Below are 20,786 nucleotides of genomic sequence, written 5' to 3'. Positions count from 1 at the left end.
TCCCTCAGCCGATCGTCGCGGACACCCGGCCCAGGCTGACCGGCATCCGGGACAGCCCGCGCAGCGTGGCGTTCTCCCACCACTGCAGCTCGCCCGCCAGCCGCACCTCCGGATAGGTGCGGAACAGCGTGGTGAGCACGACCCGGCCCTCGATCCTCGCCACGGCGTTGCCGAGGCAGGAGTGGGTGCCGCGGCCGAAGCCCAGGTGCGGGTTGGGGTGCCTGGTCAGGTCGAGCTCCTCGGGCCGGTCGAAGCGCTCCGGGTCACGGTTGGCGGCGGCGAGCACGGTGACGACGAGGTCGCCGCGGCTGATCTCCCGCCCGCCGACCTCGGTGTTTTTGGTGCACATACGGCTGACCACGTGGACCGGGCCGGAGAAGCGGACCAGCTCCTCGACCGCCGTGTCGACGTCCTCCAGCGTCCCCTCCAGCAGCTCGGGATGCCTGAGGAGGGTGGTGACGGCGTTGCCGAGGAAGCGCGCGGGCACCTCGAAGCCGGCGTGCCAGAAGGCGCGCAGCGAGTTGCACAGCACCTCGTCGGAGTAGTCGAGCTGGCTGCGGTTGTCGGCCACGTAGGCCGAGATGCCCTCGGTGGGCTCGCCGGCCAGCCACCGGGCGACGTAGTCGCTGAAGGCCTCGCGGGCCGCCAGGCCGGCCTCCTCGCTGTCGGGGTCGAGCCCGGCGTCCATGCTGCGGTGCAGCTGGTCGTTGCGCCGGCGCCACTCCTCGTCGGCCTCCGGCGGCGGCATGCCGACCAGGCGCGAGATGGTGCCCAGCGTGAACGGCGTGGCGAAGTCGTGCACGAAGTCGAAGGTCTGCCGGTCGCGCAGGCCGTGGAGCAGGACCTCGGCCCGCTGCCAGGCGTCCCGCTCCAGCTCGCCGAAGTCCTGCGCGCGCATCGCGTCGATGGCGAAGTGCCGCAGCGGCGTCTGGTCGGGCGGGTCCAGGGTCTGCAGGCTGAGCAGCGGCCCGGGGGTGGGCACGCCGACCTTCCTGAAGTCGGTGGTGAACAGGTCGGGGTTCTTCAGCGCGTGGGTGCAGTCGGCGTGCCGGGTCAGGATCCACGCGCCGAGCTGCTCGTGCCAGTAGACCGGATCGGTCTCCCTGAGCCTGCGGTAGATGGGATACGGATCGCGGATGACTTCCGGGTCGAGCGGGTTGAACAACTCGTCTCGCTTGCTCACGGCGACCTGCCCATCCGGCCTGAGGGCCGACTCTGATTCGTGCGGCGGTGGCGGGAATCGCGGCCCGAATTCCGGTAATTGATTCAGGCCGCGATCCACCGGTTTTCATTAGTGGAGGTAACGCACGTCGATCCCCTCCTCTCCGGTTCCCGGCAGGGCTTGGAAGTCGAGGATGTAGGGCGTGATACCGCCTCCGCATAGCCCTCATCATCGAGCGCCAGCACCTCGGATTCTTCGGACCACCAACCGATCCCGTCAAGAAACTCAGACAGATCTTTCGATCCCCTTCAGATACGCAAGAAGTCCGTCAGGAACGGCCGTACGGCATTTTCACTTATTAATGTGACCAGAACTGGATAGTCCAATGAATTGCGCCCGACAGAGAGGACGCGGTGCGGTGTCAACAGTTGCCGATGAGGTCGGCCGGCTATCGGAACAAGACAAACGCGCGCTCCTGGCACAGCTCCTCGGCCAGGACGGTGACCAGGGCGGGGAACGCCTGCTACCCGCGCAGCGCCGCTACTGGGTGTTGCACCAGATGGCTCCCCAGCTGCCCACACACGTCGTCCGCGTGCTCGAGGTCGGCGGAGAGCTGGACCACGAGGCGTTGCGGTCGGCGCTGGCCGCGCTCACGGACGCGCGCGAGGAACTGCGGGCGCGCTTCCTGTCGATCGAGGGCAGGCCGGTACGGCCCGTCGCCGACGCAGGGACCGTCGCGCCGGAGCTGAAGACCTTCTCTGTCGCCGACGCCGAGGAGCTTCGCAAGGTCAGGCACCGCGAGGCCGGCCGCCCCTTCGACCTGGAGACGGCGCCGCTGCTGCGGGCGGCGGCCATCAGGGTCGCGGAGGACCGGCACGAGGTGGTGCTGACGGCTCACCAGGTGGTCTGCGACGAGGTCGCCATGGACCTGATCGTCGGCCAGTTGCTGGAGGCCTACGACGCCGTCCGGCGCGGCGAGCGGCCCGAGCCGCAGCCCAGCGGGATTCCCTACGCCAAGGTGGTCGACCGCCAGCGCGCCTGGCTGCGCACCCCGCTGGCGCGCCGCCAGCTGGCCTTCTGGGCCAAGGCGCTCGCCGGGATCACGCCCGTCGACCTGCCCACCGACCACCCCAGGCCGGTGGGGCGCATGCCGTCCCTGCGCGGCGCCAGGCGAAGCCGTACGCTCGGCGCGCAGGCCGCGCGCGGCGTCGGCGAACTGGCCGCGCGGTGCGAGGCGAGCAGGGCGTCGGTGCTCCTGGCCGCCTACGCGGAGGTGCTGGGCCGCTACACCCGCGAGCGTGACATCGCCGTCGGCATCCCCGCGCCGGGGCGCGACCACACGCAGAGCGAGATCCTCGCGCCGCTGGAGAACACGCTCGTGATCCGCGCTTCCCTGGCCGACGAGCCCACCTTCGAGGAGCTGGTCCGCAGGGTCCACGCCGCCTGGGCCAAGGGCCGCGACCACCAGCTGATCCCGTTCGAGCACATCGTCGGCAAGGTGCAGCCGGACACCGACCTCGGCAGGGCGCCGTTGCACCAGGTCCGGTTCGTCCCCCACCAGGCGGCCGAGCCGCGGCGTTCGGGCGGCGCCACCTGGACCGCGACCCCGGCCGATGTCGGGCTGTCCGCGTTCGACCTGAGCGTGCACCTCGTCGAGGGCACCGACGGCGGCCTCGACCTGCACGCCGACTACAGCACCGAGCTGTTCAAGCCGGACAGCGTGGACCTGGTGCTCGGCCACATCGAGGTGCTGCTGGCCGCCGCGGCGGCCGATCCCGGCAGCCCGAGCCACCGCCTGCCCATGCTCTCCGACCGCGAGCTGGACACGGTGATCGAGCAGTGGAACCGCACCGACAGCCCCTTCCCCGGCGACCGGTGCCTGCACGAGCTCATCGCCGAGCAGGTGGCGCGCACCCCCGACGCGCTGGCCGTGGTGGCGGGACCCGACCGGCTGACCTACCGCGAGCTCGACGAGTGGGCCGGCCGGCTGGGCAACCGCCTGCGCGCCGAGGGCGTCGGCCCCGAGACCCTGGTCGGCGTCGTCGCCGGCAGGCGGGTGGCCACCGTGGCGGCCTTCCTCGGCGTGCTCAAGGCGGGCGGCGGCTACGTCCCGCTCGACCCCGAGCAGCCGGCCGAGCGCACCCGCGCGATGATCGCCGACGCGGGCATCAGGATCGTCGTCGTCACCGACCCCGAGGCCGCGGCGCCGCAGCCCGAGCCGGGCGAGGCGTGGATCGACGTCCACGGGGTGGGCGAGGAGTCCGCGGACCTGGCGCCGGCGGACGTCGACCCGGCCAACGTCGCCTACGTGATCTACACCTCGGGCTCCACCGGGCAGCCCAAGGGCGTCGTGGTCCCGCACCGCCAGATCGTCAACTCCACGCTGGCGCGCGGCGCCGACGGCCGTCCAGCCCCCGAGGCGTACGCGATCCCGGTCTCCCTGACCTTCGACGCCTCCGCCGCCGGGCTGTACTGGACGCTCGTCAGCGGCGGCCGGATCGTGCTGCCCAACGAGGACGAGGTCGGCAACCCGGCGCTGCTGGCCCGGCTGGTGCAGGCCGAGCAGGTCACGCACATCACCCACATGCCCTCCTACTACCAGCTGCTGCTGGCGGCGGGCGGGCGCAAGCTCATCTCGCTGCGCGACATCTCGGCCGGAGGCGACGTCTTCCCCTCGCAGCTGGCCGTCGACCACTACCGGACGCTGCCCTGGGCCAAGCTCTACAACGACTACGGGCCCACCGAGGTCACCGTCTGGGCGACCGCGCAGCTGGCCAAGGCGGACGAGGACGGCGCCAGCGTGCCGATCGGCCGCCCGATCCAGAACACCAGGATCTACCTGCTCGACGAGGAGCTGAACCCGGTCCCGATCGGGGTGCCGGGGGAGATCCACGTCGCGGGCGAGGGCCTGGCCCGCGGATACGTGAACGCCCCGGGCCAGACGGCCGACCGGTTCATCCCCGACCCCTTCTCCCCGGCCCCGGGCGGGCGGCTCTACCGGACCGGCGACCTGGCCAGGTACCTGCCCGGCGGGCAGCTGGAGTTCATCGGCCGGGCCGACACACAGGTCAAGGTCCGCGGCTTCCGGATCGAGCTCAGCGAGGTCGAGAACGCGCTGCAGCGACACCCCGAGGTGCTCAGCGCGGTGGTCGACGTCCGGCGCAACCTGGCCGGCGACGAGAACGAGCTGATCGCCTACGTGCTCCCGGCGGAACCCGGGCGGGAGGTGGACACCGAGCACCTCGCGGCGCACCTGCGCACGATCCTGCCCGACTACATGATCCCGGCCACCATCGTCGTGTGCGAGCGGTTCCCGCTGAACGCGCACGGCAAGGTCGACCGCAAGGCGCTGCCCGACCCGCAGGTGCGCACCGTGACGGTGCCCACCGAGGCCGTCCCGCGCAGGCGCATCGAGCGCGAGATCGCCGAGGTGTTCGCGGAGGCGCTCGGGCTGCCAGGGGTCGGCCTGCACGACGACTTCTTCTCCTTCGGCGGCAGCTCGCTGCAGCTGTCCAAGGTGGGCGCCAAGCTTGCCCAGGTCTACGGGCTGGAGCTGCCGCTGCACGCGCTGTTCAGCACCCCGACCGTGGCAGGCGTGGCCTCCCGCATCGAGCTGTTCGAGCGCGAGGGCTTCGAGGGACTGCGCGCCACCCGCGACCCGGCCGACGACCTGGACAGGGAGGCGTTCCTGGAGGAGTCGATCACCGCGGAGAACCTGCCGCTGGCCGACATCTTCTCGCCCAGGGCGGTCCTGCTCACCGGCGGCACCGGCTACTTCGGCGTCTTCCTGCTCGACCAGCTCATCGCGCAGACCACCGCGGACATCTACTGCCTGGTGCGGGCCAAGGACGCGGCCGCCGGGCTGGCCCGGCTCAAGGCCAGCTGCGAGCAGTACGAGGTGCCCTGGGACGACCGCTTCGACCGGCGGGTCAAGGCCGTCAACGGCGACCTGGGCCGGCCGCTGTTCGGGCTGTCGCCCGAGCAGTTCGACGACCTGGCCAAGCTGGTGGACGTCATCTACCACAACGGCGCCCTGGTCAACTTCTCCATGCCGTACTCCGCGCTCAAGGCCCCCAACGTGGACGGCACCGTCGAGATCCTCCGCCTGGCCTCCCGCTACAAGGCCAAGCAGGTGCACTTCGTCTCCACGATCGACGTGTTCATCGCGGGCCACATGACCCGGCCCTTCCTCGAGGTGGAGCTGCCCAGCAAGCCGCCCCAGGTGCCCTTCAGCTACCCGCAGAGCAAGTGGGTCAGCGAGAAGATCATCCTGAAGGCCAAGCAGCGGGGCCTGCCCATCACGATCTTCCGGCCGTCGATCATGATGGGGCACCCCAAGACGGGCGCCTGCCACGCGCAGAACTACGTCCTGACGGCGCTGCGCGGCTTCCTCGAGTTCGGCATCCTGCCCGACTACGCCGAGTCGATGAACGCGATCACGCTCGACTACGCGAGCGCGGCCATGGTGCACGCCTCCCGGCAGGAGTCGTCGGTGGGCAACATCTTCCACCTGTGGAACACCGACGCGATCTCCCACAACATGCTGTACCCCTGGATCCGCTCCTACGGCTACCCCTTCGAGGTCGTGCCGTTCGACGAGGCGCTTGAACTGGCCATCAACGCCGGTCCCGACCACCCGATCTACCCGATGGTCCCCGTGCTCCTGCTCTACTCCAGCGGCGACGCCGGCGTGGAGATGACCATGGAGACCGAGGACGCCATCGACAACCGGCTGGAGTGCGTCAACCTGCTCGAGGCCATCAAGGGCACCGGCTGGGAACCCGCGCCGCTGAACGAGAAGTACATGCACGACTGCCTGGACTTCCTCGTCAGACACGGCCAGCTCGACCCGCCCGACCGTTACCCGCGCAAGCGCTGACAGGAGAGGACCGATGAGCGACATCGACGCCGCCACCTTCACGGTGGTGGTCAACCACGAGGAGCAGTACTCGGTCTGGTGGGCGGACCGGAGCCTGCCGGCCGGGTGGCGGGAGGCGGGCTACCGCGGCACCAGGAGCGAGTGCCTGGCCCACATCGACCAGGTCTGGACCGACCTTCGTCCCCTCAGCCTCAGGGAGCGGTCACAGTGAGCGACGCGAAGCAGGGCTCCGAGCTGTCGGAGCTCAAAGCGGCCCTGCTTCGCCAGTGGCGTGAGGGCAGGGTCGCGGCACCGGCGACACCGGTCATCCCGGTGCACGGTCCCGGCCCCGCGCCGCTGTCGTACGCCCAGCGCCGCCTGTGGTTCCTGGACCAGCTGACCCCCGGCTCCTCCGCCTTCAACCTCAGCCACTGCGTGCTGCTCGACGGCCGGCTGGATCCGGCCCTGCTCGCGCGGGCACTGGACGACCTGGTGGCACGGCACGACACGCTGCGCACGGTGATCAGGGTCGTGGACGACGAGCCGCTCCAGATCGTGGACGAGACGGCCAGGCCGTCCCTGGAGACCGTCGACCTGCGTGACCTGCCCGCCGCGCAGGCTCTCGAGGCGGCCCTGAGCAGGGCGAGGGCGGCGGTGGACGGGCCGATGAACCTGGCCGGCGGCCCGCTGGCCCGCCTCCTGCTCATCCGGCTGCCCGAGCAGGACATGCTCGTCATGGTCGTGCACCACATCATCGGCGACGGCTGGGCGCTGGCCGTCGCCCTGCTGGAGCTGTCGTCGGCCTACCAGGCCAGGGCCGCGGGCAGCGCCCCCGTGCACGACGTGCTGCCGATCCGCTTCGCCGACGTCGCCGCCCACGAGCGCCGCAGCGGCGGCCAGGCCGGCGACCTGGCGTACTGGCGCGACCGGCTGGCCGGGATCAGCCCGCTCCGGCTACCCGCGGACGAGCCCCGGCCGCCGGAGTTCACCACTGCCGGCGACTGGCGGGCGCTGCCGTTCCACGACGACGACGACGCCCTGATCCGCGCCGCCGCGCGCGCGGCCAACGCCACGCCGTACATGGTCCTGCTCACCGCGCTGGCCGTCCTGCTCAGGCAGACGACCGGGGTGCGGGACATCGCGATCGCCGGCGTGGTCGCGGGCCGGGACCTGCCGGAGACGCGGGGACTGATCGGCAACCTGACCAACACCGTGGGGCTGCGCGTCGACGTGGAGACCCGGCAGAGCTTCCACGAGCTGCTGGCCTCCGTCAGGCGGACCTGCCTGGAGGCGCTGGAACACCAGCACGTGCCCTTCGACCTGCTGGTGGAGGAGCTGGACCTGCCCAGGGACGCCTCGTCGAGCGGGCCGTTCCCTGTGACGTTCGTGATGCAGCCGCCCTCTCCCGTCAGCGACTTCGCCGGCCTCCGGTTGGAGCCGGTCCAGCTCGGCTGGCGTACCGCCCGCGCCGACCTGGAGTTCTTCCTCTGGGAGCGGCCCGCCGTCCACGGCAGCCTGGTGTTCCGCGCGGACCTGTTCGGCCCGGACACCGCCGAGCTGCTGGCGCGCCGGTTCGTGGCGACGGTGCGGACGCTGCTCGCGCGGCCCGACACGCCGATCGCCGAGCTCGACCTGCCCTCCGCCGAGGAGCGGCGGGAGCTGGCCCGCCTGGCGACCGGCCCGCGGCGGGAACGGCCGCCGGTGTGCCTGCACGAGCTGATCGCCCGGCACTGCCGCGAGCGGCCGGAGGCGGTCGCCGTGACCGGCGCGCTGACGTACGGCCGGCTGGACCGCCGGGCCAACCGGCTCGCGCGACGCCTGGCCCAGCTGGGCGTCGGGGCGGAGTCGATGGTCGCGGTGTGCCTGGAACGCTCGCCCGACCTGGTCGTGGCCGCGCTCGGGGTGCTCAGGGCGGGCGCGGTCTACGTCCCGATCGACCCGGCGCACGGCCCGCGCCGCCGCGCCGAGGTCCTGGCCGACAGCGGCGCCACCGTCGTGATCGGGACGGCGGCGCCCGACCTCGTCCTGGACGAGGACGAGGACGACGCGCCCCCGGACGTCCCCGTGGCACCGGAGAACCTGGCCTACATGATCTACACCTCCGGGTCGACCGGCACGCCCAAGGGCGTCGAGATCAGCCATCGCGCGGCGGTGAACTACGTGCACTCCCTGTCCGAGGTGCACGGCATCGGCCCGGACGACGTGGTCGGCGCGGTCGCCAGCCCCGCCTTCGACGCCTCGATCGCCGAGATCTTCGGCACCCTGGCGCTCGGCGGCCGGATCCACCTGGTCGATCAGGACGACCTCGGCGACGGCCTGGAGAACGCGTTGGCCGAGGGCGGCGTCACGGTCCTGTCGGCCACCCCGACCCTGTGGCGGCTGCTGCGCCCCGGCAACCTGCTCCTCACGGCGCTGGTGGGCGGCGAGCGGGTCAGCCGGCGGCTGGCCACCGAGCTCGCGGCCACCCAGCGGGCGGCCTGGACGCAGTACGGTCCCACCGAGACCACGGTGTGGGTGACGGTGGCCGCGCTCACCCTCGACTCCCCGGTTCCGCTGGGCGAACCCATCGCCAACACCCGGGTGCACCTGCTGGACGAGGAGCTGAGGCCGGTCCCGATCGGGGCGGTGGGCGAGATATGCGTGGGCGGGGTCGCGCTGGCCAGGGGCTATCACGGCCGGGCGGCGGCCACGGCGGAACGCTTCGTGCCCGACCCGTTCGCCACCGTGCCGGGCGAGCGTCTCTACCGGACCGGCGACCACGCCCGCTACCGCCCCGACGGTACCCTGCAGTTCATCGGCCGCAACGACGACCAGGTCAAGGTGCGCGGCCACCGGGTGGAGCCGGGCGAGATCGAGGCGGCCATCGAGGCCAACCCCCGGGTGCGGGAATGCGCGGTCGCCGTCCAGGACGACCTGCTGGTCGCCTATCTCGTCAGCACCAACAAGGCCCTGTACGAGGACACCGAGCTGATCCCCGCGGTGCGCAGGCGGCTGCGCGAGCAGCTGCCCGCCTACCTCGTGCCCGACCGCTTCGTGCTGCTCGACGAACTGCCCAGGACCCGGACCGGCAAGACCGACAGAGCGCGGCTGCCGGCGCCCGCCCAGGGAGAAAGGACATCCGGCACGCCGTACGTCGAGCCGTGCACGGAGCTGGAGATCGAGCTGGCCGCGCACGTCGCCGAGTACCTCGAGGTGGACCGGATCGGGCTGCACGACGACTTCTTCGACCTGGGCGGCAACTCCATCCGCGCCGCGCAGCTGGTGGTGCACCTGCAACGCCGCTACGACGTCGAGCTGGTGCTCCAGAAGGTGTTCCGTACCCCGACGCTGCAGAACCTGGCGCGGATGATCCAGGAGGACCTGGACCGGCGGCGGCAGCTCGCCGACGAAGGGGAACGCATCCGCTCCCTGGTCGAGGAGGTTCCGGCGGACCGGCTCGACGCGTTGCTCGCGGGCCTGCTCGGCGAGCGAGAACAGAGTTAACGGAGGTGAGCCATGCGGTTCGGCATGTTCTTCGAGCTCCAGCTGCCCCGGCCCTGGCGCCAGGACAGCGAGCAGGAGCTGGTCTCCAACGCCCTGGAGTGGGCCGAGCTGGGCGAGGCCGCGGGCATCGAGTACGCCTGGGCGCAGGAGCACCACTTCCTGGAGGAGTACTCCCACTCCACCGCGCCCGAGGTGTTCCTGGCGGCGGTGAGCCAGCGCACCACGCGCATGCGGCTGGGGCACGGCATCACGCTCATGCCGCCCGCCTACAACCATCCCGCCCGGGTGGCCGAGCGCATCTCCATGCTCGACCTGGTCAGCGGCGGGCGGGTCGAGTGGGGCACGGGGGAGTCCAGCTCCCGGCTCGAACTGGAGGGCTTCAGGGTCAACTACATCGAGAAACGCGCCATGTGGGCCGAAGGCGTGCGCGAGGCGGCCCGGATGATGACGGCCGAGCCGTACCCGGGCCACCAGGGTGAGTACTTCTCGATGCCGCCGCGCAACGTGGTGCCCAAGCCGGTCCAGCGGCCCCACCCGCCGCTGTGGGTGGCCTGCACCAACCGCGACACGCTCAAGCTGGCCGCCCGGCTCGGCATGGGCGCGCTGACCTTCTCCTTCATGGACGCCGGGGAGGCGCGGTTCTGGGTGCGCGAGTACTACGACACCTTCAAGCGCGAGTGTCAGCCCATCGGGCAGACCGTCAACCCCAACATCGCGATGCTGGCCGGGGTCATGGTCAACGAGGACGGCGACCTCGCCCGCGCCCGCGGCGTCGAGGGGCAGCAGTTCTTCAAGTGGGCGCTGGCGCACTACTACCGGTTCGGTGCGCACGTGCCGGGCCGTACCAACCTGTGGGAGGAGTTCAAGCGCACCGAGCCCGAGCCGATGGCGGGGCTGGGGGCGGTCGGCACCCCCGAGGAGGCGGCCGAGCACTTCCGCGGGCTGGAGGAGGCCGGGGTGGACCAGCTCATCCTGCTCCAGCAGGGCGGCCGGTACGAGCACGAGCACATCTGCGAGTCCCTGGAACTGCTGGGTCGCCGGGTGCTGCCCGAGTTCGCCGAACGGCACGCCGAGCGCGAGCGGGCCAAGCAGGCCGACCTGGCGCCCTACATCGACAAGGCGATGGACAGGGTCACCCCCATCGAGGACGTGCCGCCCCCGGTCGTGGAGTCCTACCCGCGGCTGTGGGAACGCGACGGAGTCACCGTGCAGCAGGTGGGCACCCAGCGCGCGCTGGACGCCGCCTCGCTGTGGCGGCTGCACATCGGCGGCGCGGGCGGGGGAGAGAGGCCGGGTCATGGCTGACACCCTGGTCGGGCTGGTCCGTGAGCGTGCGCAGGCCGGCGGTGACGGACACGCCTACGGCTTCCTCGTGGACGGGGAGCAGGACCTCAGGTCGATGACGTACGGCGAGCTGGAGCAGCGGGCCGCCGCGATCGGCGCGCTGCTCGGCGAGCGCGTCGCCCCGGGCGGGCGGGTGCTGCTGGTCTTCGAGCCCGGCCTGGACTTCCTGGCCGCCTTCTTCGGCTGCCTGTTCGCGGGCGTGGTCGCGGTGCCCGTCTACCCGCCGGCGCCCGCGCGGCCCGACGCCGGGCTCGCGAGCGTGGCGCGGGTGGCCGCCGACTGCGGCGCCGAGGCGGTGCTCGCCTCCCCGCTGACGGTCGCCCTCGCCGAGGTCGCCGCGGGCCTGGACGCGCTCCGGGGGCTGCCGTGGCTGGTGCCCGACGGACGGCCGGCGGACGCGTGGGGCGCTCCCAGGGTCCGGCCGGACACCGTGGCCATGCTTCAGTACACCTCCGGTTCGACCGGGTCGCCCAAGGGGGTCGTGCTGCGCCACCGGCACCTGCTTGGCAACCTGGCCTCGATGGACTGGTTCACCGGCCGTCCCGCCACCGGGACGGTGGTCTCGTGGCTGCCGCTCTACCACGACATGGGCCTCATCGGCACCGTGCTCTACCCGCTGTTCCGCGGGATGCCCTGTTACCTGATGTCCCCGATGCACTTCCTGCACCGGCCGCTGCGCTGGCTGGAACTCATCAGCAGGGTCGGCGGCACGATCAGCGGCGGTCCCAGCTTCGCCTACTACCTGTGCACCCGGCGGGCCGACGCGATCCCGCAGGACCGGCTCGACCTGTCCAGCTGGGAGGTCGCCTTCAACGGGGCCGAACCCATCAACCCGGACGTGGCGCGGGCCTTCGAGGCCGCCTTCGCGCCCAGCGGCCTGCGGCCGGGCACGGTGGTCGGCTGCTACGGCCTGGCCGAGGCGAGCCTGATCGTGACCGGCGCGCGGCGCGGCGAGCCGAGGTTCGCCCATGTGCTGCGCGGGGAGCTCGGCGAGGGCAAGGCGGTGGAGTGCGACTCCGCCGACCCGCGCGCGGTCGAGCTGGCCGACGCGGGTGGCCTGCCCCCTGATCACGACGTGCGGATCGTGGACCCCGGGTCGGGGCGGGAGCTGCCCGACGGCGTGGTGGGCGAGATCTGGGTCGCGGCGCCCGGCGTGGCCGACGGCTACTGGCGCAAGCCCGAGGAGACCCGGGCGGCGTTCGGCGCCCGGCTGCCCGCCACGGACGCGGGCTACCTGCGCACCGGCGACCTCGGGGTGCTGCGCGACGGGCGGCTGTTCGTCACCGGCAGGCGCAAGGACGTCGTGATCGTCCGTGGCCGCAACGTCTACCCCCACGACATCGAACGGGTGGCCCAGCAGGTGGACCGCCGCCTGCGTCCGGGCGGCGGGGTGGCGTTCTCGACCCAGGGGGCGGACGGCGAGGGCGTCGCGTTGCTCCAGGAGGTCACCACGCGGGATCCGGAGGAACTGCGCACCCTGGCGGCGGCGATCGCCGGGGCCGTCCTCGCCGACCAGCAGGTGCCGATCTCGCGGCTGTACCTGGTGCCCCCTCGCAGCGTGCTCAAGACCTCCAGCGGCAAGCCACGCCGGTCGGCGACCAGGGACGCGCTGCACAACGGAGACATCACGATCTTGCACACGGACGGTGATATCTCGTGAACCGGGATGATCTGCGGGAGTGGCTCACCACCCAGGTCGCCGAGCTGGGCAGACGGAAGGACGCCGACCCCGAGCAGACCTTCGCGGCCAACGGCCTCGACTCGGTGCGCGTCGCCGAGCTGGCCGAGCGCATGGGCCGCCGGCTGGGGCGGCTCATCGACCCCGCCCTGCTGTTCGAGCACTCGACGATCGCCGCGCTCGCCGCCCACCTGAGCCGCCTCGACGGCGGCGGGGACGCCTCGGCGCCGCGGCCCGTCTGGGCCGTGCCCGCTTCCGGTTCCGTGCCCCGGGGCGCCGCCACGGCCGCGCCCGGCCCGGCCCCCGGCCCGGTCGCCGTGGTCGGGCTGGCCTGCCGCATGCCCGGCGCGGCGGACGCCGAGCAGTACTGGAACCTCCTGCTGACCGGCACCGAGGCGGTGCGGGAGGTACCACGGGACCGGTGGCCCGACGGCGTGGCCGACCCCGACCCGGCCGCACCCGGAAAGCTGATCAGCACCCGAGGCGGTTTCCTGGACGGCCTGGCCGACTTCGACGCGGCCTTCTTCCGCGTCTCGGAGGCGGAGGCGCTGCGCATGGACCCGCAGCAGCGCCTGCTGCTGGAGACCAGCTGGGACGCCATGGAGGACGCGGGCAGCCCACCGGGCCGCCTGAGGGGCTCACGCACCGGGGTCTTCGTCGGCATCGCCACCGGCGACTACGCCCACCGCCAGGTGTCCGACCCCGACCGCATCAGCGTCCACACCACCACGGGCAACTCCTTCGCGGTCGCCGCCAACCGGTTGTCGTACTTCTACGACTGGCACGGCCCCAGCGTCGCCGTGGACACCGCCTGCTCCTCCTCGCTGGTCGCCACCCACCTGGCGATCCGCGCCCTGCGGGCGGGCGACTGCGACCAGGCCCTCGCCTGCGGGGTCAACGCGCTGATCGAGCCGGAACCCTCCATCGGGCTGAGCAAGGCGGGCATGCTCGCCCCCGACGGCCGCTGCAAGCCGTTCGACGCCGCCGCCAACGGTTACGTGCGCGGTGAGGGCTGCGGCGTCGTCGTGCTCAAGCGCCTGGAGGACGCGCTGGCCGCGGGGGACCGGATCTACGCCGTCCTCAGGGGGAGCGCGGTGAACCAGGACGGGGCGTCCAACGGCCTCACCGCCCCCAACCCGGCCGCCCAGCGCGCCGTCCTGCACGAGGCCTACGCCGATGCCGGGCTGGCCCCCGCCGACGCCCGGTACGTGGAGTGCCACGGCACCGGAACCCCGCTCGGCGACCCCATCGAGGCCGGCTCGCTCGCCGCGGCCCGCGGTCCCGAGGCGGGCGAGTGCCTGATCGGCTCGGTCAAGGGCAACATCGGGCATCTGGAGGCCGCGGCCGGAGTGGCCGGGCTGATCAAGACGGTCCTGGCCGTGCACCACGGCCTCATCCCGCCCAGCCTCCACTACTCCACCCCCAACCCGCGCATCCCCTTCGACGAGCACCGGCTCCGGGTGGCCACCGGTCCGGCGAACTGGCCGGACGGGCGTCGCCTCGCGGGCGTGAGCAGCTTCGGTTTCGGCGGGACCAACGCGCACGTCGTCGTCGGCGAGGCTCCCGCCACCGCGCCGGCGGCCCCGAGCGCGGGCCCCGTGCTGCTGCCCCTCACCGCGCGCGGTCACGACGAGCTCGCCGAACTCCTCTCCCGTACGGCCCGCCGCATCGACTCCGCCGACGAGCCGGAGATCCTCGCGGTGGCCGCCACCATGGCCACCCGGCGCACGCACCACCGCCCCTACCGGACGGCCGTGGTCGCGGGCGGTCCGGCCGAGCTGCGCCAGGCCGTCGCCGCGGCCCGGCCGGAGGCGTCCCCTGTCCCCGCCGCGCCGCCGCGCGTCGCCTTCGTCTTCTCCGGCCAGGGCAGCCAGTGGCCCGGGATGGCCCGCGCGCTCCTGACCGGCGAGCCGCTGTTCCGCTCGGTGATCCGCCGCTGCGACGAGGCGGCGCGCGAACTGCTGGGCTGGTCGATCGAAGCGGCGCTCGACGGCGGTGAGCCGGTGGACCTCGAGCACACCGCGGTGGCCCAGCCGCTGATCGTGTCCGTGCAGATCGCCCTGACCGAGCTTCTCGGCTCCTACGGCATCGTGCCCGCCGCCGTGGCGGGGCACAGCGTGGGCGAGATCTCCGCCGCGGTGGCCGCCGGCGAACTGGACCTCGAGGCGGGGATGCGGCTGGCCGTCGCGCGCGGGCGGCTCATGGCCGAGGCCGCACCCGGCGGCGGCATGCTCGCCGTCGGCCTGCCCGCCGCCGAGGCACGCCGGTGGTGCGAGGACGGCGTCGAGGTGGCCGCGGTGAACGCGCCCACCGCCACCGTGCTGGCCGGCCCGGCCGACAGGCTGGCGGAGGTGGCGCGGGCCCTGACCGAGGCGGGCGTCTTCGCCCGGCGCCTGCCCGTCGCCTACGCCTTCCACTCCGCGTCGATGGCGCGGGCCGCCGAACTGCTCGACGCCGAGCAGGCCGGGTCGGCCGGGTCGGCCGAGCCGGAGGTGCCGCTCTATTCCACGATCACCGGCCGCCGCGTGACGGTGACGGACGGCGAGCGGTGGGGCCGCGGGGTCCGCGAGCCCGTCCTGTTCGCCGACGCGGTCACCGCCGCGCTGGACGACGGCGTGGACGTGCTGCTCGAGGTCGGGCCGAAGCCGGTGCTCCAGGCATCCCTGCGCGCCCTGGCCGGAACCCGCGCACGGGTGCTGACCTGTGTCGACGACGGCGATGGGCAACAGCTCGCCGTGCTGCGCACGCTGGGCGCGTTGTTCGGGCTGGGCGCGGCCGTCCGGTGGCGGCGCCTCTACCCGTCCGGCTCGCCCGTCGTGAGCGCCCCGGTCACGCCGTGGCGCCGCCGCCGCTTCTGGCTGGACCGCCCCGCGGGCGACCGCCGCGCCGGCGCCGACCCGCTGCTGGGCGGCGCGCTGGACCTGGCCACGTCGCCGGGCCACACGATCTGGCAGGGCGACCTGGACCCGGTGACGCTGCCGTACCTGTCCGACCACAAGGTCGGCGAGCAGGTGGTCTTCCCCGCGGCGGGCTACGCGGACCTGCTGCGCCGCGCGGGCGGGCGGCACGAGGCGGTGGCGGGGCTGCGCCTGCACCGCCCGCTGGTGCTGGGCGGCAGACGCCGTCTGCAGACGACCCTCGACAGGGAACGGCGGACGGTCACCGTCCACGCCCGCGAGGACGACGGCCAGTGGCGCGAGCACGCGGCCGGACGTCTCGTGGCCGCCGCGCCCGCCCCCGCCCCCCTGGACCTGGCGCGCGTGCGGGCACGCTGCCCGCACGAGGTCGCGGGCGCCGAGCTGTACGAGCTGCTGCGCCGGCACGGCCTCGACTACGGGCCCGCCTTCCGCGGGGTCGAGCGGGTGTGGAAGGGGAGCGGCGAGGCGCTGGGCGTGCTCTCCGGCGGCGGGGATCGCGTCCGCCTGCTCGACGCGGCCTTCCACGTGGTCGCCGCGCTCGTGGACCCGGGCCGCGGCCCCGCCCTTCCCGTCGCCGTCGAGGAGCTGACGTGGTGGGCCGAGCCGGACGCGGCCACCCACGTGCACGTGACGCTCGGAGCGTCGAGTGGCGCGGAGCTGACCGCGGACCTCGACCTGACCGGTGAGGACGGGGCGCCGGTGGCCCGCGTCACCGGGCTCACCCTGCGGCGTGCCGTCCTGGACCCGCAGGCCGCCCGCCTGCCCGGACTCCGGCTCTACCAGGTGACCTGGCGCCCACGGCCCGTCCCCGCCTGCCCGACCGGCCGGTTCCCCGGCGGGTGGGTGGTGATCGCCCCGCCGGGGGAGCGGCTGGCCGACCGGCTGGCCGAGCGGGCGGGATTCCGGATCTGCCGCACGACCGGAGATCTCCGGCTGGACGCCGGGGAACTGTCGATCGACCCGGGCCAGGCCGGCCACTACCGGCAGCTCGTGCACCACCTGACGGCCACGGGCCCGCTGCGCGGCGTGATCCACCTGCCCGGCGCCGACGCGGACACGGGGACGCTGTCGGCCGCGCTGCTGCTGCGGGCGCTGTCGTACGGCATCGCCGGGCAGACCCCGCGGGTGCTCTTCGCCACCACCGGCGCCCAGCCCGTGGGCGGGCACCCGGTGCGCGACCCGTTCGCCGCGGCCGTCTGGGGGCTGGCGAAGGTGATCCCGCTGGAGCACCCCTCGCTGGAGTTCCTCTGCCTCGACCTCGACCCCGACGATCAGGACCCGGTGTCCACGATCCGCGAGGAACTGGCGGCGCCATGGGCGGACGCCGAGGTCGGGTACCGCTCCGGCCTGCGGTACGTCAGGCGGATCGCGCCCGACGACGGACCGGTGGGCCCGCCGGTCACGGTCCGTGCCGACGGCGGCTACGCCATCACCGGCGGCACCGGCGCGCTGGGCCTGCGGGTGGCCGCGCACCTGGTCGAGCTGGGCGCCCGCCGGCTCGTGCTGATCGGCAGGACGGCACGCGAGGGCGCCGAGGTGTCGGCCTGGCGGGCGCGCGGCGTGGACGTGCGCGTCCTGGCCGCGGACGTGTCCGACCGCCACCAGCTCGACGGCGCGCTGCGGCAGGCCCGGGCGGGCGGGCCGCTGCGCGGCGTCGTCCACGCGGCCGGGCTGCTGCACAACGGCCCGCTGCTCGACCTCGAAGCCCGCGGGGTGCAGGACGTCTTCGGCCCCAAGGTGTCGGGCGCTCGGCACCTGCACGAGCTCACCTCCGGTGACGAGCTGGACTGGTTCGCCCTCTTCTCCAGCGCCGCGGGAGTGCTCGGCTCGCCGGGCCAGGCGGGGTACGCGGCGGCCAACGCCGTCCTCGACGCCCTGGCCCACCACCGCAGGGCCGAAGGCCTGCCCGCGGTCAGCTTCGACTGGGGACCCTGGGCGGCGGGCATGGCCGCCGCCTGGGAGACCGACAACGACCGCGAGCTGCGCACCGCGGCCAGGGCCATCCTCCCCGACGCCGGGGCGGCCGCGTTCGCGAGCCTGGCGGCGGGGGAGCGCGCGCAGCCCGTGGTGCTGCCGTTCGACCTGCGGAACCTGGCGCAGTTCTACCCGTCCGACACGGGCCGGTCGTTCCTGTCCGAGATCGCCACGGCCGAGGTGGACCGGCTGCGGTCCATCGGCACGCAGTCCTCGCACCGGCCCGACCTGGCGACGGAGTACGTCGCGCCGCGCAACGACCTGGAGCGGCAGATCGCGGCGATCTGGCAGAAGGCGATGAGCATCCAGCCCATCGGCGTCCGGGACGGATTCTTCGAGCTCGGCGGGGACTCGGTGATGGCCAACCAGATCCTCATCGACGTCAACCGCGCCCTGGGCGTCACCGTCTCGCCGGAGCGGGCCTTCGACGACTTCTCCATCGCCAACCTGGCGGTGCTGGCCGAGCAGGAGATGCACCGGCTGCTGGAATCACTCACCGACGAGGAGGCCGAACGGCTGCTGGCCCAGGGCAGGGCCGCCCACAGCACGAGCACCTGAGCCGACGGCGGCCCGCGACCGGGATCGGGCGCCTCCACCGGGAAGGCCCGATCCCGTCGCGGGCCGTCGGCGACGCCCGCGATCAGGCGGCGGCGTGCAGCAGCTCGGCGAGGTCGGCAGGCATCGGCATGGGCTGGGTCAGGCCGACCCGGGCGCGGCCCGTGTTGCCCTCGGGATAGCGGCCCAGCGCGGAGCCGGGCGCGGCCACGATGATCCTGATCACCTGCCCGAACGCCTCCCGGCGATCGCGCTGGGCGACGGCCAGGGCGAACATGGCCACGTGGTTGCGGGTGTGCGGCCACGGCCAGGGCTGCGACAGGATGTGCGCCCGTTCCAGATGCCGCCATCGGGCCGCGTCGTCGGTGGCGGCGCGGGCGGCGCTCATCTCGGCGCGGTACGCGGCCCGCACGTGAGCGGGCATCGGACGGCCGGTCATCGGGTGTCCTCCGTGGTGTTCGAGCAGCAGCCATCGCCGCAGGCGACGGACGTGGCAGCGGCCGACCGGCGCGACGACGTGGCCGGTACGGCGCAGCAGCCGTCCCCGCGCCAGGCCGCCCGCCCTTCCCTGACCGCCACGCCGGCGATCACCAGGGCGGCGACCGGGTCGGCCCACGACCAGCCGAACAGGCTGTTGAGCGCCAGCCCTGCGAGCAGGACCGCGGACAGGTAGGTGCACAGCAGCGTCTGCCGGGAGTCGGCCACCGCCGAGGCCGAGCCGAGCTCGCGGCCGGCCCGGCGCTGCGCGGCCGACAGGAACGGCATCACCAGCAGGGACACCGCGGCCAGGATCAGCCCCGGCGTGGAGTGGTCGGCCTGCTCGGCGCCGAGGAGGGCGCGCCCGGCCTCGACGGCGACGTAGGCGGCCAGCGCGAAGAACGAGATCGCGATGACCCGCAGCGCGGTTCGCTCCCGCCGCTCGTGGTCGGCGGCGGAGAACTGCCAGGCCACCGCCGCGGCCGAGGCGACCTCGACGACCGAGTCCAGACCGAAGCCGATCAACGCCGCCGAGGAGGCGATGCCGCCGGCCGTGATGGCGACGGCCGCCTCGATCACGTTGTAGGTGATCGTCGCCGCGACCAGCAGCCGGATGCGGCGCCGCAGGACGGCGCGCCGCGCCGGGTGCGGGCCGGGCAGGTCCAGCGCGGTCACGACCCGCCCTGTCCCGTGACGAGATCGGTCCCGTCCGTGTGCTCGTCCGCCGCGATGCCGTGGACGGGGCACAGGGCGACCGCGTGGCCGGTGGCGGCCAGCAGGTGCTCGGCCGAGGCCAGCAGGTCCATCAGCTCGGGCCTGGTCAGGGAGTAGAACGACTGGCGGCCCGCGGGCCGCCAGTCGACCAGGCCGCAGTCGCGCAGGCAGGACAGGTGCTTGGAGACCGTGGACTGGGCCAGGCCGAGTTCGCAGGTCAGGTCCACCACCCTCGCCTCGCCTCTGGCCAGCCGCTGCACGATGCGTAGCCGGTTCTCGTCGGACAGGGAGTGGAACAACGCGGCCGCGGGGGACATCCCCGCGGCGATGTCGGCGCTGACGCACCGGCCACCATCATTGATCGCCATATGGCGATGATATCCCAGAATTGGATCGATATGGAGGTCTGCGAGGTGCGGCGGCCTTCGTCGCGGTGGGCTGAGTGATCGCGTCGTCCCAGGTCGGCGGGCATGTCAAGCCTTATACCGGGAGCCGCGGAGCGATAAGGTGGGGCAGGCAGCCTCGACCTGTTCGACTTTCTGCGTGGTGAGGCTTCGTGGGGCACGACGGAGGGCTCCGGGGTCATGCTGCGACGGGCCTGCGCGTCCTGCTGGTCGCGGGCCTCTACGTCGCGGCGGCCAAACTGGGGCTCCAGCAAGAGCTGGTCCGGGGGCAGGTCACGCCGTTGTGGCCACCCACCGGCATCGCCCTGGCGTGCCTTCTGCTGCTGGGCGTGCGCATGTGGCCGGGGATCACCCTGGGCGCCTTCATCGTCAACATCACGCTCGGCCCGTCGATGCCCGCGGTCGTGGCGATCTCCGTGGGTAACACGCTCGCCCCGCTGTGCTCCTACCTCCTGCTCACCAGCGTGGGGTTCCGCAGCTCGCTGCTGCGGTTGCGGGACGCGCTCGCGCTGGTGTTCCTCGGCGCCCTGGCCGGGATGCTGATCAGCGCCACGGTGGGCAGCGCCACGCTGGTGCTGGCCGACGTGGTACGGCCGGGCGAGTTCTGGCCGACGTGGTCGGTGTGGTGGACGGGTGACGCCATGGGCGTGCTGGTGGTCACGCCGTTCCTGCTCGCTCTCCACCGGGCCTTCCAAGGGCCGTGGCACCCGAGTCCGGCCCGGGTGGCGGAGGCGGTGGCGTTGCTGGTCAGCATCTTCCTGGTGACGCTGCTGGCGACGAGCAGCTCCATCAACCTGCTGTTCCTCGTCTTCCCGTTCCTCATCTGGGCCGCCCTGCACTTCAGGCTGCTGGGCGCGACGGCCTGCGCGCTGGTCGTCTCCACCGTCGCGATCGTCGCCGCCGCCCGCGGCACCGGCCCGTTCGCGCACCATGATCTGCTGGTCGACATGGTCACGCTGCAGGCCTTCAACGGGTCGGCGGCGCTGACCGCGCTGCTGCTCGCGGTGATCATCGCCGAGCGCGACCAGGCGTACCAGAACATCGAGCAGATCTGCGCCCGGCTCGTCGCCATGGCGACCAGCCTCGAGCGCGGCCAGATCGTGAAGCCGTGGCCGGCCCCGCCTGAGCAGGACTCGTCACCGACCCGCCACGCCGACAGCGAGCTGCCGGGCTGACCCGTCCCGAACTGTCACATCCGGACGGGCTGTCTCGTCCCATC

Annotated in this window: 11 protein-coding genes; 7 read left to right on the top strand and 4 right to left on the bottom strand. The window is 73.3% G+C overall.

What is annotated here, in order from left to right; translation table 11 throughout:
- Positions 1-4: 4 nt before the first annotated feature.
- Positions 5-1,183, bottom strand: coding sequence for a cytochrome P450 (locus ACWENQ_RS36015; RefSeq protein ID WP_354915404.1), 1,179 nt, complete (start codon positions 1,181-1,183; stop codon positions 5-7).
- Positions 1,184-1,580: 397 nt separating this feature from the next.
- On the opposite strand from ACWENQ_RS36015, the gene ACWENQ_RS36010 reads away from it, so the two are divergent.
- Genes ACWENQ_RS36010 through ACWENQ_RS35985 form a run of 6 tightly spaced genes read left to right on the top strand, consistent with a single transcriptional unit; the run spans position 1,581 to position 17,975 of the window.
- Positions 1,581-6,041 carry an amino acid adenylation domain-containing protein gene (locus ACWENQ_RS36010; RefSeq protein ID WP_452418215.1) on the top strand — a complete coding sequence of 1,487 codons (4,461 nt, stop codon included), beginning with the start codon at positions 1,581-1,583 and terminating at the stop codon, positions 6,039-6,041.
- 13 nt (positions 6,042-6,054) lie between these two features.
- Positions 6,055-6,252 carry an MbtH family protein gene (locus tag ACWENQ_RS36005; protein WP_354915398.1) on the top strand — a complete coding sequence of 66 codons (198 nt, stop codon included), beginning with the start codon at positions 6,055-6,057 and terminating at the stop codon, positions 6,250-6,252.
- Positions 6,249-9,503 carry a non-ribosomal peptide synthetase gene (locus ACWENQ_RS36000; protein WP_452418213.1) on the top strand — a complete coding sequence of 1,085 codons (3,255 nt, stop codon included), beginning with the start codon at positions 6,249-6,251 and terminating at the stop codon, positions 9,501-9,503. Before ACWENQ_RS36005 ends, ACWENQ_RS36000 begins: the two co-directional genes overlap by 4 nt.
- A gap of 12 nt (positions 9,504-9,515) precedes the next feature.
- Entirely contained in the window at positions 9,516-10,808 is a 1,293-nt protein-coding gene (locus tag ACWENQ_RS35995) for an LLM class flavin-dependent oxidoreductase (RefSeq protein WP_452418211.1), read from the top strand.
- Positions 10,801-12,507 (top strand): fatty acyl-AMP ligase, encoded by a 1,707-nt coding sequence (locus tag ACWENQ_RS35990; RefSeq protein WP_452418210.1) that lies wholly within the window; start codon positions 10,801-10,803, stop codon positions 12,505-12,507. Before ACWENQ_RS35995 ends, ACWENQ_RS35990 begins: the two co-directional genes overlap by 8 nt.
- Positions 12,504-17,975, top strand: a complete 5,472-nt coding sequence (locus ACWENQ_RS35985; protein WP_452418208.1) for an SDR family NAD(P)-dependent oxidoreductase — start codon at positions 12,504-12,506, stop codon at positions 17,973-17,975. The genes ACWENQ_RS35990 and ACWENQ_RS35985 overlap by 4 nt, the downstream gene beginning before the upstream one ends.
- A gap of 82 nt (positions 17,976-18,057) precedes the next feature.
- Here ACWENQ_RS35985 and ACWENQ_RS35980 read toward each other — a convergent pair whose 3' ends face one another.
- The 3 genes from ACWENQ_RS35980 to ACWENQ_RS35970 are packed head-to-tail and all read right to left on the bottom strand — an operon-like array spanning position 18,058 to position 19,531.
- Entirely contained in the window at positions 18,058-18,411 is a 354-nt protein-coding gene (locus ACWENQ_RS35980) for a DUF3703 domain-containing protein (RefSeq protein WP_449930289.1), read from the bottom strand.
- Complete coding sequence (locus tag ACWENQ_RS35975; RefSeq protein ID WP_452418207.1) at positions 18,408-19,124, bottom strand: cation transporter; 717 nt, start codon at positions 19,122-19,124, stop codon at positions 18,408-18,410. The genes ACWENQ_RS35980 and ACWENQ_RS35975 overlap by 4 nt, the downstream gene beginning before the upstream one ends.
- Positions 19,121-19,531, bottom strand: a complete 411-nt coding sequence (locus ACWENQ_RS35970) for an ArsR/SmtB family transcription factor (protein WP_452418205.1) — start codon at positions 19,529-19,531, stop codon at positions 19,121-19,123. The genes ACWENQ_RS35975 and ACWENQ_RS35970 overlap by 4 nt, the downstream gene beginning before the upstream one ends.
- A gap of 188 nt (positions 19,532-19,719) precedes the next feature.
- On the opposite strand from ACWENQ_RS35970, the gene ACWENQ_RS35965 reads away from it, so the two are divergent.
- The gene (locus tag ACWENQ_RS35965; protein WP_449930295.1) at positions 19,720-20,742 is read left to right on the top strand and encodes an MASE1 domain-containing protein; all 1,023 of its coding nucleotides are present in this window, start codon (positions 19,720-19,722) and stop codon (positions 20,740-20,742) included.
- Positions 20,743-20,786: the final 44 nt, after the last annotated feature.

The organism is Nonomuraea sp. NPDC004354 (assembly GCF_053602555.1).
Note: the sequence above shows the minus strand (reverse complement) of the source record. Positions and strands in the feature narration are given on the sequence as shown.